The sequence below is a fragment of the Actinoplanes flavus genome, assembly GCF_017592555.1.
In the GTDB taxonomy this organism is placed as follows: Bacteria; Actinomycetota; Actinomycetes; order Mycobacteriales; family Micromonosporaceae; genus Actinoplanes; species Actinoplanes flavus.
On record NZ_JAGFNS010000017.1, the window covers coordinates 176458 to 190526 of the forward strand.

The window sequence follows — 14069 nt, forward strand, 5'->3', positions numbered from 1 at the left end:
TCTCGCCCTACCGGGTCAATGCGAGAGACGACTTTGTGCATACACCCGTCCACGGGAGAGGATGCATGGGTGCCAGCCGAGGTCGGAACCAGGACGAGCATCCCTACCGGTGCCCCGTCCGAGGCTCTGGTGCGCCGGACCAGGTTGCCCAACGACCGTCGTACCCCGGCGGCGGCGCGCGCACTCGTCCGTTCGGTGCTCGAGGAGACCGGTCTGGTCGGCCTGCTCAACGAGGCTCTGCTGCTGACCACCGAGCTGTCCACCAACGCCGTGGTGCACGCCAACACCGAGCTGGAGATCGAGGTGACCGCCGACCCGGGCGGGCTCACCGTGACCGTCACCGACTTCGCCCCCGGCCCGGTCGAGCAGCTCGCCGTCGGCCCGCGTAACGAGTCGGCGGAGATCGGCGAGGTCGCCGAGCGGGGCCGGGGCCTGCTGCTGGTCGACCATTTCGCCAGCCGCTGGGGCACCGTGCATGAGGGCGACGGCAAGGGCGTCTGGTTCCGGCTCGACCAGCGCGACGACGCCGGCGTCCCGGTCCGCCTGCCCAGCGTCGCCGAGACACCCAGCCTGGGCGCGCTCACCGGCCTGCTGCGCAGCGGCTCCGACCGGCACTCCGAGGAGGGGCTCGCCGATCTCGCGGCCGACCTGCTGTCCCGGCTGGCCCGGCTGACCGGCGCGGCCGGCGGGGTGGTGCGCCTGGACCGGGGCGACGGGATGGGCCGCCAGCTGCTGGCCCGCTACGGCCGGGCGCCCCGGGACAACGCCGACACCATCCGGGTGCCGCTGACCGTGCAGCGACCGTACTCGGGAGAGCTGGAGCTGGACGCCGCCCCCGAGGGGTACGCGCTGGCACTGGCCGCCATGGTCGCCGAGCGGTTCTCCCTGCACCTGGAGAACGACCGCCTGCGCCGCGCCGACGTCCGCCGGCAGACCTGGATCACCTTCCTGGCCGAGGCCAGTGAGCTGCTCGCCCAGTCCCTCGACGTGAATTTGACGATGGCCCTCATCCCGCAGCTGGTGGTGCCCCGGCTGGGCCAGTGGTGCGCGGTGCACACCACCGACGCCTGGGGCCGGCTGCAACTGGCCGCCGCCACCCACGCCGACGAGTCGGTGCTGGCCGAGCTGCACACCACGCTGGCCGAGAGCGGCCCGGAGTCGCTGCTGGCCCGGCTGGAGGAGGCGTCCCGGCTGGGCACCCAGGTGATGTTCGGCTCGCCGCTGGAGGGTTACGCGCTGCCGCTGGTGGCCCGGGGCGCCCGGCTCGGCACCCTGGCGGTCGGGCGGCACCCGAAACACCGGCACGACGCCGACGAGGTGGCCGTCCTGGAAGACGTGGCCCGGCGGGCCGCCCTGGCCATAGACAACGCCCGGATCCACGACGAACGGCGTACGGTCGCCCGCACCCTCCAGGCTTCGCTGCTGCCGCCCGCGCTGCCCCGGGTGGAGGGCATCGGCTTCGCCGCGGAGTACGTTCCGACCGGCTCCGAGGTGGGCGGCGACTTCTACGACGTGGTCCCGTTCGGTGTGGACCAGTGGCTCGTGGTGGTCGGTGACGTCTCCGGCAAGGGCGTCCAGGCGGCCACCGTGACCGGCCTGGTCCGGGACGTGATCCGGATCCTGGTCGACGACGGCAAGGCGCTCACCGAGATCCTGCACCGGGTCAACCGCACGCTGGTGCAGCGTGGCGGCGGACGGTACTGCACGCTCGCCATGGCCTCGGTCACCCGGCAACCGGGCGGCAGCCTCACCGTCTGCCTGCACCTGGCCGGGCACGACCGGGCCGTACTGGTCCGCTCGGACGGCCGGACCGCCTTCGTCGGCGAGGGCGGGACCGCCCTGGGCCTACTGGAGACGATCACCTCACCGGACGTGACGATCTCGCTGAACTCCGGCGACTCGCTGATCTTCTACACCGACGGGGTCACCGAGCGGCGCCGCGGCCGGGAGCTCTTCGGCTCGAGCCGGCTGCGCGAGTCGGCCGCCCCGCTGGCCGGCTATCCGGCCGACGTGATGGCGGCCCGCCTGCGCTCCACGACGATCAACTTCTCGGTCGAGGAGCCGCGCGACGACATCGCCATCCTGGTGCTGCGCAACGACGCCTGATCTCCGTCGTACCCCGGTGGCAGGGCCGGGGCATGAAGACGCGGTACTACACCGCCACCACGATCGACGGTTACATCGCCGACCAGGAGAATCCGCTGGGATCCGAGATGTGAGAGTCGGTCCCGCCCGGTCCCGCGTTGGAGTACGGTGTGGGACCCCGCGGCGTGCTTTCCCGCAGGCCGTGGCGCCGGGCCGGTGACGGTGGCGGGCTGGGTGCGGCAACGCCCGACCCGCCACCGGCACCCCGCCCCACGCGCTCCGGCACCTTCCGCACAGCCCATGGCGTCCTGGCGGATCCGCCCTTGTCGTCGCCGGTGGCGTGGCATGGTGATGGTCATGGCGAAGACGCAGTACTACACCGCCACCAGCATTGACGGCTACATCGCCGACGAGAACAACTCGCTGGAGTGGCTCTTCGAGGTCGACGAGGGCACCGAGAACCCGTTCGGTGAGTTCTTCGAGGGTGTCGGTGCGTTCGCCATGGGCGCGACCACCTACGAGTGGGTCCTGGAGAACGACAACCTGCTGGAGGAGCCGGAGAACTGGCACGACATGTACGGCGACGTCCCGTGTTGGGTCTTCACCCACCGTGACCTGCCGTTGGTGCCGGACGCCAACATCTTCATGATCAGTGGCGACGTCCGCCGTGTGCACGAGGCCATGCTGGTCGCCGCCCAGGGCAGGAACGTCTGGCTGGCCGGCGGCGGCAACCTGGTGGGGCAGTTCGTGGCCGAGGGCCTGCTCGACGAGATCATCCTCGGGATCGTGCCGGCCATCCTCGGCAGTGGCGTCCCGATGCTGCGTCACCGCCTGCTCGTCGACGATCTGGTCCTCACCAACGTGCGCGAGGTCGGCCAGTTCGCCTACCTCACCTATGCGGTCGGCGACGTCGCCCGGCTGGGCCGCCACCTGGCCTCCGAGGTGGTCACCCGGATCCCCGTGCTCAGCTGACCGAGCCTCTCTCGACGCGTTTCGAGACCGCCGGGCGGGGCTAGAGCAGGTCTTCCGGGCGGGCCATCTCCATCTGGGCGGCCAGCTCGGGTGGGGCGGTGAGGACCACGACACGGCCGCCCCGGCCCAACAGCACCTGTTTGAGGGCGACCACCACATCACCGATCCGGGCCGCGCTCAGCCCGTGGGGCAGGACCGCGTGGACGACGCCGGCGCCCGCTGAGCCGCGAACCGGGACGGGCAGGCCGACCACGTCACGCAGCGTGTAGCCCACCGCGTGCAGGTCGCGGGACCGCACCCGGATCCGCAGCACCACATCGGAGACGCCGAACGGGTACCGGCCCCACCACTGCGGTGGCTCGGCCCCGATCACCGCCCGTGGGCCGAGCTGCCGGGCCAGCCGCCCCGCGCCGGTGGCGACCCCGGCGGCCGAACCCTCCACCAGCAGCGCGAGTGTGCCCGCGCCGGCGGCCGGCAGGTCCACCTCGACGCCGCTCAGCGCCAGATCCTGCGTCACCACCTGCGCGACCAGGTCACCGGCCTCGGTCGGCGTCGACACCGGACGGATCACCCAGCGACGGGCCTCGGGCAGATCCTCCAGCGGCAGCAGCGCCGCGGTGAGCACCTCGCCGGACGGTCTCTCCCACTCGGCCGTCTCGGTGACCCGCCCGGCCGGATCCACCAGGCTCACGCTCTCCGCCTGCCCGGCCGGCGCGCCGAACCGGTGCCGCAGCGGACCCGACTCGTTCATGGCCAGCACGCCGCCGATGGTGGCGCCGGGTGACGGCGGGTCGAGGGTGAGCCGGCGGCCGTGCGACCGGAGCACGGCCTGCACCGCCTTGACCGGGGTGCCGGCGGCCACGATCGCGGTGTCGCCGTCGTGATCCCACATCCCGTTGAGACGGCCGGTGTCGATGACGAGGTCGGGGTGCTCCCCACCCGTACCCCAATGGAATTTGCTCCCGGAACCGCGCGGCCGGACGCTGAGCCCGCGCTCGACGGCGATGTGGAGAAGCTCGGCGACCGAGCGTGGGGTGGCCGGGGAGGCGACGAAGCCGGCGCCGGAGTCGTCCGGCCGGCCGACGCGGGCGGCGCCGGGCCCGCAGATCGACTCGAGCTCGGCCAGAAGGGAACCGCTCACTCCGATGCCTCCCCACAACGAAGATCGTCCACTCTGGCACATCGTACACATGTTCGAATGGACGAGGTCCGTGTGTGTACGAAAGTCGGCCGGTAACGTGTTTCCGGTGACGATTGAAGGTCCACCCATCGCTCGCCAGGTCCCGTCCGAGCGCACCTTCCACGGCGACACGGTCACCGACGAGTTCGCCTGGCTGACGGTCAAGGACGCCCCGGAGACCCTGGCTCTCCTGGAGGCGGAGAATGCCTGGACCGACCAGGCGACAGCGCACCTGGAGGACCTGCGCGGCACCGTCTTCCAGGAGATCCGCTCGCGCACCCAGGAGACCGACCTCTCCGTGCCGACCCGCAAGGGCGGTTTCTGGTATTACACGCGCACCCTCGAGGGCAAGCAGTACGGCATCCACTGCCGGATGCCGGTGCGCCCCGGCGAGACCGGTCCACCGGCCGGTGCGGACCGTCCCGGCGAGCAGGTCCTGCTGGACGGCAACGAGCTGGCCGAGGGGAAGGACTTCTTCGCGCTCGGCACGTTCGACGTCAGCCCGGACGGGACGTGGCTGGCCTACTCCACCGACTTCGCCGGCGACGAGCGGTTCACGCTGCGGGTGAAGAATCTGACGACCGGCGAGGTGCTGGCCGACGAGATCACCGACGCGTTCTACGGCAGCGCCTGGTCGGCGGACGGCGGCGAGCTGTTCTACATCACCGTCGACGAGGCCTGGCGACCGTACCGGGTGTGGCGGCACACCATCGGCACGACCGAGGACACGCTGGTCTACGAGGAGCCGGACGAGCGGTTCTGGGTCGGTGTCGAGCTGACCCGCAGCGAGCACTTCATCGTCATCGACACCCAGAGCAAAATCACTTCAGAGGTACGGGTGATCCCGGCCGACCGCCCGACCGCCGAACCGGTCGTGATCGCCGAGCGGCGGCAGGGCGTGGAGTACTCGATCGAGCACCACGGCCACCGGTTCCTGATCCTGCACAACCTCGAGGCCGAGGACTTCGCACTGGCCTGCACCTCGGTGGACAACCCGGGTGAGTGGGTGGAGCTGATCCCGCACCAGCCCGGCACCCGGCTGGAGTCGGTGGACGCGTTCGTCCGGCACATCGTCGTCTCGCTGCGCCGCGACGGGCTGACCGGTCTGCGGGTGATCGCGGACGGCAGCACCGCGGCGCACGACATGGAATTCCCCGAGCCGCTGTACAGCGTGGGCCTGTCCAGCAACCCGGAGTACGACACGTCCTCGGTGCGGATCACGTACACCTCGCTGGTCACCCCGGAGTCGGTGTACGACGTCGACCTGGTCACCCGGGCGATGACGCTGCGGAAGCGCAAGCCGGTGCTGGGCGGTTACGACCCGGCCGACTACGAGCAGTTCCGGGAGTGGGCGACGGCCGCCGACGGCACCCGCGTACCTATCTCGATCGTGGCCCGCAAGGGCACCGAGCGGGACGGTTCGGCGCCCACGCTGCTCTACGGCTACGGGTCGTACGAGCACTCGATCGACCCGTACTTCTCCATTCCCCGCCTGTCCCTGCTGGACCGCGGGGTGGTCTTCGCGATCGCCCACGTGCGCGGTGGCGGCGAGATGGGCCGGCAGTGGTATGAGCAGGGCAAGATGCTCGCCAAGAAGAACACCTTCACCGACTTCGTGGCGGCCGCCGAGGCCCTGGTCCGCAGCCGGTGGACGACAGCGGCCCGGCTGGTGGCCCGCGGCGGCTCGGCCGGCGGCCTGCTGATGGGCGCGGTCGCCAACCTGGCCCCGGAGGCGTTCGCCGGCATCCTGGCCGAGGTGCCGTTCGTGGACCCGCTCACCACGATCCTCGACCCGTCGCTGCCGCTCACCGTCACCGAGTGGGAGGAGTGGGGCAACCCACTCGAATCGGCTGAGGTGTATGCGTACATGAAGTCCTACAGCCCGTACGAGAACGTCGCGAAGCAGGCGTACCCCCGGATCCTGGCGGTGACCAGCCTCAACGACACCCGCGTGCTGTACCACGAGCCGGCCAAGTGGATCGCCCGGCTGCGCTCGGTCGCCCCCGAGGGCACCTACCTGCTCAAGACCGAGATGGGCGCCGGTCACGCCGGCCCGAGCGGCCGCTACGACTCCTGGAAGGAGGAGGCCTTCAACCTGGCCTGGATCCTCGACGTCACCGGCGCGGCCTAACGCCGGCGGACCGCGACGACGGCGATGTCGTCCGCCTGCTCCCTGGCTCCGGTGAGCTGGGTGAGCAGGCGGCGGCAGAAGACGTCGAGGTCCGGTTCGACCTCGGCGGCGGAGGCGGCCAGCGCCCGCAGGCCCTCGTCGATGTCGGCGTCCCGACGTTCGATCAGGCCGTCGGTGTAGAGCACCAGCGTGCCGCCCGGGGGCAGGGTCAGTTCCAGCTCGTCGCGGCGGGGCGCCTGGATGCCGAGCAGCGGCCCGCGCGGCTGGAGGAACTCGACCCGGCCGTCGACGTGCAGCAGCGGCGGCAGGTGCCCGGCGCCGGCCATCCGGATCCGGCCGGTCTCCGGTTCCAGGGTGAGCAGGCAGAGGGTGGCCGAGTCGGCCGGCAGCACGGTGCGCATGAACTGGTTGACCAGCTCCAGCACCGCCCCGGGGGAGTGCCCTTCGACGGCGTACGCCCGGACGGCGTGCCGGATCTCGGCCATCACCGTGGCGGCGTGCAGCGAGTGCCCGGCCACGTCACCGATCGCCACCAGCAGCCGGTCGTTCAGCACGGTCAGTTCGTAGAAGTCGCCGCCCACCTCGGTCTGCGCGCCGGCCGGCTCGTAGAGGACGCCCAGGTCCAGGCCGGGCACCTCGGGCAGGCGCGCCTGCAGGAGGCTGCGCTGGAGGGTGACCGCGATCCGGTGCTCCTCGTCGAAGGAGCGCTGCGCCTCGACGGCGGCCGCGACCGCCTGGGAGAGCTGGCGGAGGACCGGTGAGCCGGCGGTCTGCGAGCTTCCCGGCGCGGCGACGTAGACCGGCGGCCGGTCGATGCGCAGCCGGGCGGCGGCCACCGTGACCGTCTCACCGGGCGGCCACTCGGCCACGTTCCAGTCGGCCGGGCTGTCGGTGCGCAGCAGCGATCCGACGGCGACGCGGTGGCCGGGGACGGCCCATCGGCGTACCGATGCAGGTTTGCCGACCGCGGCCAGGCTCTCGCCCTCGGAGGTCTCCGCCACCACCACGACCGGACCGCCGAAGATGTCGCAGGCGCCCTCGGCGGCGGCGGCCAGCAGGGCGGGCAGGGTGGGCGCCGAGTTGATCGCCAGGGTGGTCTCGGCGAGGCGGAGCGACCGTTCGGCGAGCAGTTCGGCACGCTGCCGGGCGCTGTAGTAGCGGAGCACGGCGTGCGCGGTGGCGATCAGCTCGTCCGGCTCGATCGGCTCGACCAGGTAGGCGTCCGCGCCCCGGTTCAGTCCCTGGGTCCGGTCGTTGACGTCGACGGCGTGCGCGGACACGTGGATCACCGGCAGTACGCCGTACCGTTGATCGGTCTTGATTTGCTCGCAGACGTCGAAGCCGCTCATGTCCGGCAGTTTCACGTCCAGGACGACCAGGTTGACCTCGACCTCGAGCAGGCGGGTCAGGGCCTCGCCACCGGTCTCCGCCTCGAGCACCGTGAAACCGGCCCGGGTGAGCCAGCTGACCAGCAGGTAGCGCTTGGTCGCACTGTCGTCGACGACGAGAACCGTGGCGGCGATCATGACGTGACCGGCAACCGGAGGGTGAACACGCTGCCCGTACCGGGGGTGGAGTCGACCCGCAGGCCGCCGCCGAGGATGCCGGCCAGCCGCCGCGCGTAGGGCAGGCCGAGGCCGGTGCCCTTGCCGCTCACCGGTTTGCTGCCGGGCACCTGGTAGAACTCCTCGAAGATGCGTTCGTGCAGCTCAGGCGGGATGCCGGCGCCGGTGTCGGCGACGATGAACTCGATGTCCGAGCCGGCCGGGGCGGCGCTGAGCCGCACCGATCCGGACGCGGTGAACTTGAGCGCGTTGGTGAGCAGGTTGCGCAGCACCTGGGCGAGCAGCACCTCGTCCGAGCGCAGCGCCGGCACGGCCGGCTCCTCGATCACGAAGTCCACCTCGGGCCGGGTGGCGAGTGGCCGCAACGTGCCGCGCAGCTGTCCGAACATCGCCCGGAGATCCACCTCGGACCAGTGCGGCTCGATCCGGCCGGCCTCCGCCTTCGCCAGGTCGAGCAGGCCGTTGACCAGGGTCAGCAGATCGCTGGCCGAGGTACGGATCAGGTCCACCTGGCGGTGCTGTTCCACGGTGAGCTCGTCCGAGCCGGAGTCGGTGAGCAGCCGGCCCAGCCCGATGATCGCGGTGACCGGGGCGCGCAGTTCGTGGCTCACGTTGGCCAGGAAGCGGCTCTTGGCCTCGCTGGCGGCCCGCAGTTGCGCCGACTTCTCGTCGAGTTCGGCGTAGAGGGCGACGACCCCGCGGTTGGTCTCCTCCAGCTCCTGGGAGAGCTGGTTGTAGAGGGCCATCACGCCGCGGTTGGTCTCCTCCAGCTCGGCGTTGAGCCGGGCCAGGTCGTCCCGTTGCGCACGCACCTCGTCAAGGGCGGCGATGAGCTGCTGATTCTGGACGGCCAGCTCATCCAGGGGAGTGCCGGGAACGTGCTCGGACAGCCCGGCGCGTATCTCGCTCATACGCTCGGGCGTCAGCAGGGGAGCGCCCGGCGGCAGCCGCCGGGACATCCGGATGACCGTCCTGCTCTCACCCTCGTCCACCTCCATCGTGTCGACCAGCCGGCCGACCTGCCGCAACTGTCCGGTGATCCGGGCCGCCGCACCGGCGTCCGGATGTGCCATCGTCACCAGCAGCGAAGGTACCCCGATCGCCGGAACGGTGAACGCCACCTCGGCGTTCAGGCCCGCGGCGAGCAGAACCCGGGCGACCTCACTGAGCGCGGTGGCCATCCGGGTCTGGTCCTGGGATTCCAGCCCCACCATCCGGGCCACCTCCCGGCCCAGTTGCCGTACCACGAAGATGTCCTGCTCGACCCGCAGGCGCATGCGCATCAGCGGTTCGGCGGTCATGAGAGTCGCGCCACCAGTACACCGGCATCGTCCCGCCTGATCCCGGCGTCCCGCAACACGGTCGCCGCGATCACCTCGGGGGCGTGGGTCAGCAGGCCCGGGTAGTCGGCCGCGTTCCAGCGGTCGACCACGCCGTCGGTGTGCATCAGCACGACCGCGCCGGGGGCGAACGGGTAGTCGTACTCCCGCACCTGGCGGCGCTGATGCCCGGCGATGCCCGGCATCGAGACCATGCCGCGCCGGCCGCCGTCCGGCGCCAGCACGGTGCCGGAGATGTTGCCGAGGCCCGCGTAGCGGACCACCCCGGCCGACAGGTCCGGCTCGGCGACGGCGAGCGCGGCGCCGCGGGTGTGCCCGAGGGTACGGTGCAGCGCCTCCACCACCTGGGCGGGCGGCACGGCCGGCGCCTTCCGGAAGGCCCGGATCGCCTCGTGCGTGGCGGCCGCGGCCAGGCCGCCGTGGCCGAGCCCGTCACAGAGCAGCAGTTGCCGGCGGCCGTCGATCTCGCGGATCGCGTACCCGTCCCCGCTGACCGTCTCGCCGGTGAGCGGCCGGGTCAGTCCCGCCGCCCAGTTCGGCTCCGGGAGCCCGTCCGGCCACACCTGGACGGCCAGCACCGTCCCCCGGCCGGGCACCGAGTGCAGGTCCCACCGGCTGGCCTGGCGTGAGATCGCACCGAGCCCGATCCCCAGGGTCCCGGCCGTGGAGTGCCCGTCGCCGATCGCCCGCCGCACGTCGCTCATGCCGGGGCCGCTGTCGATCACGATCAGCTCGACGCCGGCATGTTCCGCGGTCCGCACCGTACGCACCAGGACGGCGCCCTGGTCGGCGTGCTTGACCAGGTTGCCGGCCGCCTCGGCGGCGACGATGGCGAGGTCCGCGACACGGTTCTCCGGCATGTCCAGGCTGGCGGCGAGACGCTCCGCGGCCCGGCGTACGGCCGAGGCGGTCCCGGATTCCTCCACCCGGAACCAGACCCCCTCGTCCAGGAGCCCTTCGGGTACGGACGCCACCGTGCCTCCGCTCATCGGCACCACTTGACGACCGTGATGGTCGTTCCCTTGCCCGGCTCGGTCTCGATCTCGAACTCGTCGACCAGCCGGCGGGCGCCGCTGAGCCCCAGACCGAGGCCGCCACCGGTCGTGTACCCGTCGGTGAGCGCCAGATCCAGGTCGGCGATGCCGGGCCCCTGGTCGGCGAAGACGATCCTGATCCCGGCTCGCCGGTCGTTGTGCACCCGGCTCACCTCGGCCTCACCACCACCACCGTAGACCAGGGTGTTGCGGGCCAGCTCACTCGCGGCCGTGACCAGCTTGGTCTGGTCCACCAGCGACAGCTTCACCGCCACCGCGACGGTACGCACCAGCTGCCGTACCCGGACCACGTCCTGGTCGGTGACGACCGGTAGGCGCTGGACGTCGTCGTTCACGGTGTGGTTTCCGCAACCTGATCCGTGTCGTCCTCGTAGCCGAGCAGGTCGATGTCCTCGTCCTGGCGGGCCAGCATGGCGATGCCCAGATCGACGTTGAGGGCGGTCCGGATGCCGGGCAGGGACAGCCCCAGCTCGACGAGGGTGATCGCCACCGCCGGGCGCATCCCGACCACGACGGTCTCGGCGTCCAGCACCCGGGAGACGGAGGCGATGGTGGCCAGCGTGCGCCCGACGAACGAGTCCACGATGTCGAGCGCGCTGATGTCGATGATCACGCCGCGGACGCCGGTCGCCACGATCCGCTCGGCCAGGTCCTCCTGGAGTTGCAGGGCGACCTGGTCCTCCATGTCGATCTGGATGGAGACCAGGAGGATCTCACCGATCTTCAGAACCGGCACGCGCTCCATGTCAGCGCACCGGCCGTTTCCCGGTCTTGCCGAGGACGTAGCGCAGCGCGTCGGCCAGCGAGGCCTTGGTCGCGATGTCGCCGAACTCGATGCCGAGCGCCACGATGGTCTGCGCGATCTGCGGCCGGATGCCGGAGATGATGCAGTCGGCGCCCATCAGGCGGGCGGCCACCACGGTCTTGAGGATGTGCTGGGCGACCTGGGTGTCGACGGCCGGCACTCCGGTGATGTCGATGATCGCGTACGGCGAGCCGGTGTCCACCAGCGTCTGCAGCAGCCGCTCCATCACCACCTGGGCGCGGGCCGAGTCGAGGGTGCCGACCAGCGGGACGGCCACCACGCCCTCCCACAGCTTCACCACCGGGGTGGACAGCTCCAGCAGCTGTTCAGCCTGGTCGGAGATGAGCGCCTCGCGGACCCGTACGTAGCTGTCGAAGGTGAACAGCGCCGCCCGGTCCACGAAGGCGGAGAACGCCACGTAGTCCCGCAGGGTGGCCGCGTCGTCGGCGTCGCCGAGGACCTGGAGCGTCGCCTCCTTGAGCGCGAAGACGCTGATCGCCGTCTCGGTGGCGCTGAAGCCCTGCCGGGCCCGGTTGCTGGACAGCTCGCTGAGCTGGGCACGCAACTCGGCGGCGGCCTCGTCGTTCACGTCGGCGGCGCCGGCGGCGAGCGCCTGCTGGAAGGCGGTCCGCAGGTCGCGGGTCTGCCGCAGCAGCTCGGCGCCGCTCAGCCGGCCGCGCAGGCCGGCGCCGGCCAGCTCACTCCAGCGGGCGGCGAGCGACTCCGCATTACTTTCCAGCAGTACGGCGAAGCGGCTCGCCTCGTCCGGACTCAGCGGCATCGCTGTCTCCCTACCACACGATCTGAGCGCAACGGCCGGACTTTACCATCAGCGTGTCCGTTAGTTGCTGTAAGCCAAGTAACGGACCGGGGTCGAAAGGGCCGTCCTGTTCTGCGCGCCTCGGGGCACCTGGAGTACCGTTCAGCAATAACTGGAGGTCGGCGAATGTCCTTGACGGTACAAACAGAACAGCGCGGCGACATGGTGGTCGTGTCGGTCGCTGGTGAGCTCGACATGGCGACCGCCCCCCAGCTGCAGGATCAGATCAGTGATCTGCTGGAGAAGGGCCGGACCCGCCTGGTCTTCGACCTCGCCGAGGTGTCCTTCTGCGACTCCACCGGGCTGTCGGTCTTCGTCCGTGCCAAGAACAGCACCGACGACGCCGGCGGGACGGTCCGGCTGGCCGCGCCGCAGCGCGGGGTGCTGCGCATCCTCGAGGTGAGCGGGCTGGTCGAGGTGCTGCACACCTATCCGACGGTGGACCAGGCGGTCGCCGCCGAGGAGCCAGCGCTCGACTGATTCACCGGTCGGCGTAGTTTGTCGCCGACCGGTGACGGGCACCCCGTCGCCGGATGGAAACCGGCCCCCCAGGAGTGCCCGTGAAATTGTTCCAAGGTTTCAAAGACTTCATCATGCGCGGCAACGTCGTCGACCTGGCGGTCGGCGTCGTCATCGGCGCCGCCTTCACCGCTGTGGTCAGCAGCTTCACCAAGTCGTTCCTGGAGCCGCTCATCAAGTGGGTCTCCGGCGGCAAGGGCGAGCTGGCGGGGTCGGTCTCCCCCGCCGACGGCGTCGAGTTCACCTACGCGGAGTTCCTGAACACCCTCATCACCTTCCTGCTGACCGCCGCAGTTCTCTACTTCCTCGTGGTCATGCCGCTGAACAGGCTGGCCGAGCGCCGCCGCCGGGGCGAGGAGCCCCCGCCGAAGGCCCCCAGCGAGGAGGTCAAGCTGCTCACCGAGATCCGCGACGCGCTGCTGCGCGGCCAGGGCCACCAGGTGGCCAACAGCGCCCTGGACGAGGTGCTGAGCCGCCGCCCGGAACCGCCGCGCTGACCCCCCGGGGAAAAAGATCCGCCCTCCCGGCACTGTTCGAACAAATGTTCGATACAGTGCCGGGATGGAGCAGCGTAAGCACTGGTGGAACGGCAAGTGGGGCCGGATAGCCCGCAAGGACGTCTACTTACGGACCAACGGCGATCAGTGGTATGTCGAACAGCGCGCCGGCGGTTCCGAGGGCACCTCGCACTTCTTCGAGTACGACAGTGAGGACGCGGCCCTCGACATGGTCCGCGCTCTGCTGACCGGCCCCGACGAGTGGCGTGAGCTGTCGGTCCGCCCGTCGGCCCGCTGATCAGGCCGCCCGATGGTCGTCCCGGTGGTGTGCGGTGAGCGGTCCCCGCGGCGACGGCAGCAACCGCAGCCCCGGCCGGGGCGCGTCCTCCTCGCCCACGCTGTCGAAGCGCGCCCGCCAGCCCGAGCCGACTCGCGCCCCGGGCGGCTGACCAGCGCCGCCCACACCTCGCGACAACGCCACCACCAGCAGATATCCGGCGATCACGAAACCGTGGCCGACGAGCCGGGCGATGTCCACCCGCCCGCCGGTGAGGTCGTTGACCGAGAGCAGCAGCAGCATCGCGACGAAGGCGGTCAGCATCGGCACCAGACCGGTCGGCCGGGTCCGCCGCAGGGCGATGAAGAGGTAACCGGCGCCCACCGCGACGTTCCACGCCGCCGACTCGTGCCAGAGATGGCCGGGCGTCGCGCTCAGGCCGGTGTGCGCGTGCGCCGCGCTCGCGCCGCCGCCGACCTGGGTCAGCCCCAGGATCAGTTGCACCGTGCCGACCAGCGCCAGGGCGAGATGGAGCAGCGCCGCCACCGGCAGCCGCCGGCGCCGTGACGGGGCGGCCGGCTGCGGCAGCGCGGCCAGGATCGCGGCGCTGAGGTCGGGCACCGGGGGCACCGGGGCGGTCCGGGTCAGCCGGTTGACCACCGCGGCCCGGTCCAGCCAGTCCCGGCAGCCGTCGCACCCGGCCAGGTGCTCGTCGACCAACGGGCGCAGCGCCGGGTCGTCCTCACCGTCCAGCTGCGCGGAGAGCATCTCGCGCCACCGCTCACATGCCATGACCTGATAGTCGCCCCGATTCGCTGCGAAG

At 71.3% G+C, this 14069-nt stretch carries 14 protein-coding genes; 6 read left to right on the forward strand and 8 right to left on the reverse strand.

Translation table 11 applies throughout. The features are described 5' to 3' along the window. The first annotated feature begins 69 nt into the window (after nucleotides 1–69). Nucleotides 70–2106 carry a SpoIIE family protein phosphatase gene (locus tag J5X75_RS25610; RefSeq protein ID WP_208470043.1) on the forward strand — a complete coding sequence of 679 codons (2037 nt, stop codon included), beginning with the start codon at nucleotides 70–72 and terminating at the stop codon, nucleotides 2104–2106. Nucleotides 2107–2442: 336 nt separating this feature from the next. After that, a complete protein-coding gene (locus J5X75_RS25615) occupies nucleotides 2443–3057 on the forward strand; it encodes a dihydrofolate reductase family protein (RefSeq protein WP_208470044.1) in 615 nt (204 codons plus the stop codon). Between the two features lie 40 nt (nucleotides 3058–3097). Here the strand turns inward: J5X75_RS25615 and J5X75_RS25620 are convergent, their stop codons facing one another. Next, nucleotides 3098–4198 carry an FAD-binding oxidoreductase gene (locus tag J5X75_RS25620; protein WP_307798258.1) on the reverse strand — a complete coding sequence of 367 codons (1101 nt, stop codon included), beginning with the start codon at nucleotides 4196–4198 and terminating at the stop codon, nucleotides 3098–3100. A 106-nt stretch (nucleotides 4199–4304) separates the two neighbouring features. On the opposite strand from J5X75_RS25620, the gene J5X75_RS25625 reads away from it, so the two are divergent. After that, nucleotides 4305–6368, forward strand: a complete 2064-nt coding sequence (locus tag J5X75_RS25625; RefSeq protein ID WP_208470046.1) for a S9 family peptidase — start codon at nucleotides 4305–4307, stop codon at nucleotides 6366–6368. On the opposite strand, the gene J5X75_RS25630 is transcribed toward J5X75_RS25625, so the two are convergent. The 6 genes from J5X75_RS25630 to J5X75_RS25655 are packed head-to-tail and all read right to left on the reverse strand — an operon-like array spanning nucleotide 6365 to nucleotide 11914. Continuing rightward, the gene (locus J5X75_RS25630; protein ID WP_208470047.1) at nucleotides 6365–7894 is read right to left on the reverse strand and encodes a SpoIIE family protein phosphatase; all 1530 of its coding nucleotides are present in this window, start codon (nucleotides 7892–7894) and stop codon (nucleotides 6365–6367) included. The genes J5X75_RS25625 and J5X75_RS25630 overlap by 4 nt on opposite strands. Next, on the reverse strand, nucleotides 7891–9234 hold the full coding sequence (locus tag J5X75_RS25635; RefSeq protein ID WP_208470048.1) for a sensor histidine kinase: 1344 nt from the start codon (nucleotides 9232–9234) through the stop codon (nucleotides 7891–7893). The genes J5X75_RS25630 and J5X75_RS25635 overlap by 4 nt, the downstream gene beginning before the upstream one ends. After that, a complete protein-coding gene (locus J5X75_RS25640) occupies nucleotides 9231–10262 on the reverse strand; it encodes a SpoIIE family protein phosphatase (RefSeq protein WP_208470049.1) in 1032 nt (343 codons plus the stop codon). Before J5X75_RS25640 ends, J5X75_RS25635 begins: the two co-directional genes overlap by 4 nt. Then, entirely contained in the window at nucleotides 10259–10663 is a 405-nt protein-coding gene (locus tag J5X75_RS25645) for an anti-sigma regulatory factor (RefSeq protein ID WP_188120635.1), read from the reverse strand. The genes J5X75_RS25640 and J5X75_RS25645 overlap by 4 nt, the downstream gene beginning before the upstream one ends. Next, on the reverse strand, nucleotides 10660–11073 hold the full coding sequence (locus J5X75_RS25650) for an STAS domain-containing protein (RefSeq protein WP_208470050.1): 414 nt from the start codon (nucleotides 11071–11073) through the stop codon (nucleotides 10660–10662). Before J5X75_RS25650 ends, J5X75_RS25645 begins: the two co-directional genes overlap by 4 nt. Nucleotide 11074: 1 nt before the next feature. Further along, nucleotides 11075–11914 (reverse strand): STAS domain-containing protein, encoded by an 840-nt coding sequence (locus J5X75_RS25655; RefSeq protein WP_208470051.1) that lies wholly within the window; start codon nucleotides 11912–11914, stop codon nucleotides 11075–11077. A 165-nt stretch (nucleotides 11915–12079) separates the two neighbouring features. Between J5X75_RS25655 and J5X75_RS25660 the strand changes: the two genes are divergently transcribed. The 3 genes from J5X75_RS25660 (at nucleotide 12080) to J5X75_RS25670 (ending at nucleotide 13267) form a co-directional block, all read left to right on the forward strand. Then, on the forward strand, nucleotides 12080–12433 hold the full coding sequence (locus tag J5X75_RS25660; RefSeq protein WP_188120632.1) for an STAS domain-containing protein: 354 nt from the start codon (nucleotides 12080–12082) through the stop codon (nucleotides 12431–12433). A gap of 86 nt (nucleotides 12434–12519) precedes the next feature. Beyond that, nucleotides 12520–12969 (forward strand): large conductance mechanosensitive channel protein MscL, encoded by a 450-nt coding sequence (gene mscL / locus J5X75_RS25665; protein WP_208470093.1) that lies wholly within the window; start codon nucleotides 12520–12522, stop codon nucleotides 12967–12969. Nucleotides 12970–13033: 64 nt separating this feature from the next. Further along, the gene (locus J5X75_RS25670; RefSeq protein WP_208470052.1) at nucleotides 13034–13267 is read left to right on the forward strand and encodes a hypothetical protein; all 234 of its coding nucleotides are present in this window, start codon (nucleotides 13034–13036) and stop codon (nucleotides 13265–13267) included. On the opposite strand, the gene J5X75_RS25675 is transcribed toward J5X75_RS25670, so the two are convergent. Beyond that, nucleotides 13268–14038 carry a zf-HC2 domain-containing protein gene (locus tag J5X75_RS25675; RefSeq protein WP_208470053.1) on the reverse strand — a complete coding sequence of 257 codons (771 nt, stop codon included), beginning with the start codon at nucleotides 14036–14038 and terminating at the stop codon, nucleotides 13268–13270. Nucleotides 14039–14069 lie beyond the last annotated feature (31 nt).

Excerpts from the sequence above, each read along its gene's own strand:
- J5X75_RS25635 (WP_208470048.1), bottom strand. The coding sequence starts at position 9,234 with ATGACCGCCGAACCGCTGATGCGCATGCGCCTGCGGGTCGAGCAGGAC.
- J5X75_RS25675 (WP_208470053.1), bottom strand. The coding sequence starts at position 14,038 with ATGGCATGTGAGCGGTGGCGCGAGATGCTCTCCGCGCAGCTGGACGGT.
- J5X75_RS25640 (WP_208470049.1), bottom strand. The coding sequence starts at position 10,262 with ATGAGCGGAGGCACGGTGGCGTCCGTACCCGAAGGGCTCCTGGACGAG.
- J5X75_RS25670 (WP_208470052.1), top strand. The coding sequence starts at position 13,034 with ATGGAGCAGCGTAAGCACTGGTGGAACGGCAAGTGGGGCCGGATAGCC.
- J5X75_RS25615 (WP_208470044.1), top strand. The coding sequence starts at position 2,443 with ATGGCGAAGACGCAGTACTACACCGCCACCAGCATTGACGGCTACATC.
- J5X75_RS25660 (WP_188120632.1), top strand. The coding sequence starts at position 12,080 with ATGTCCTTGACGGTACAAACAGAACAGCGCGGCGACATGGTGGTCGTG.
- J5X75_RS25650 (WP_208470050.1), bottom strand. The coding sequence starts at position 11,073 with ATGGAGCGCGTGCCGGTTCTGAAGATCGGTGAGATCCTCCTGGTCTCC.
- J5X75_RS25655 (WP_208470051.1), bottom strand. The coding sequence starts at position 11,914 with ATGCCGCTGAGTCCGGACGAGGCGAGCCGCTTCGCCGTACTGCTGGAA.
- J5X75_RS25630 (WP_208470047.1), bottom strand. The coding sequence starts at position 7,894 with ATGATCGCCGCCACGGTTCTCGTCGTCGACGACAGTGCGACCAAGCGC.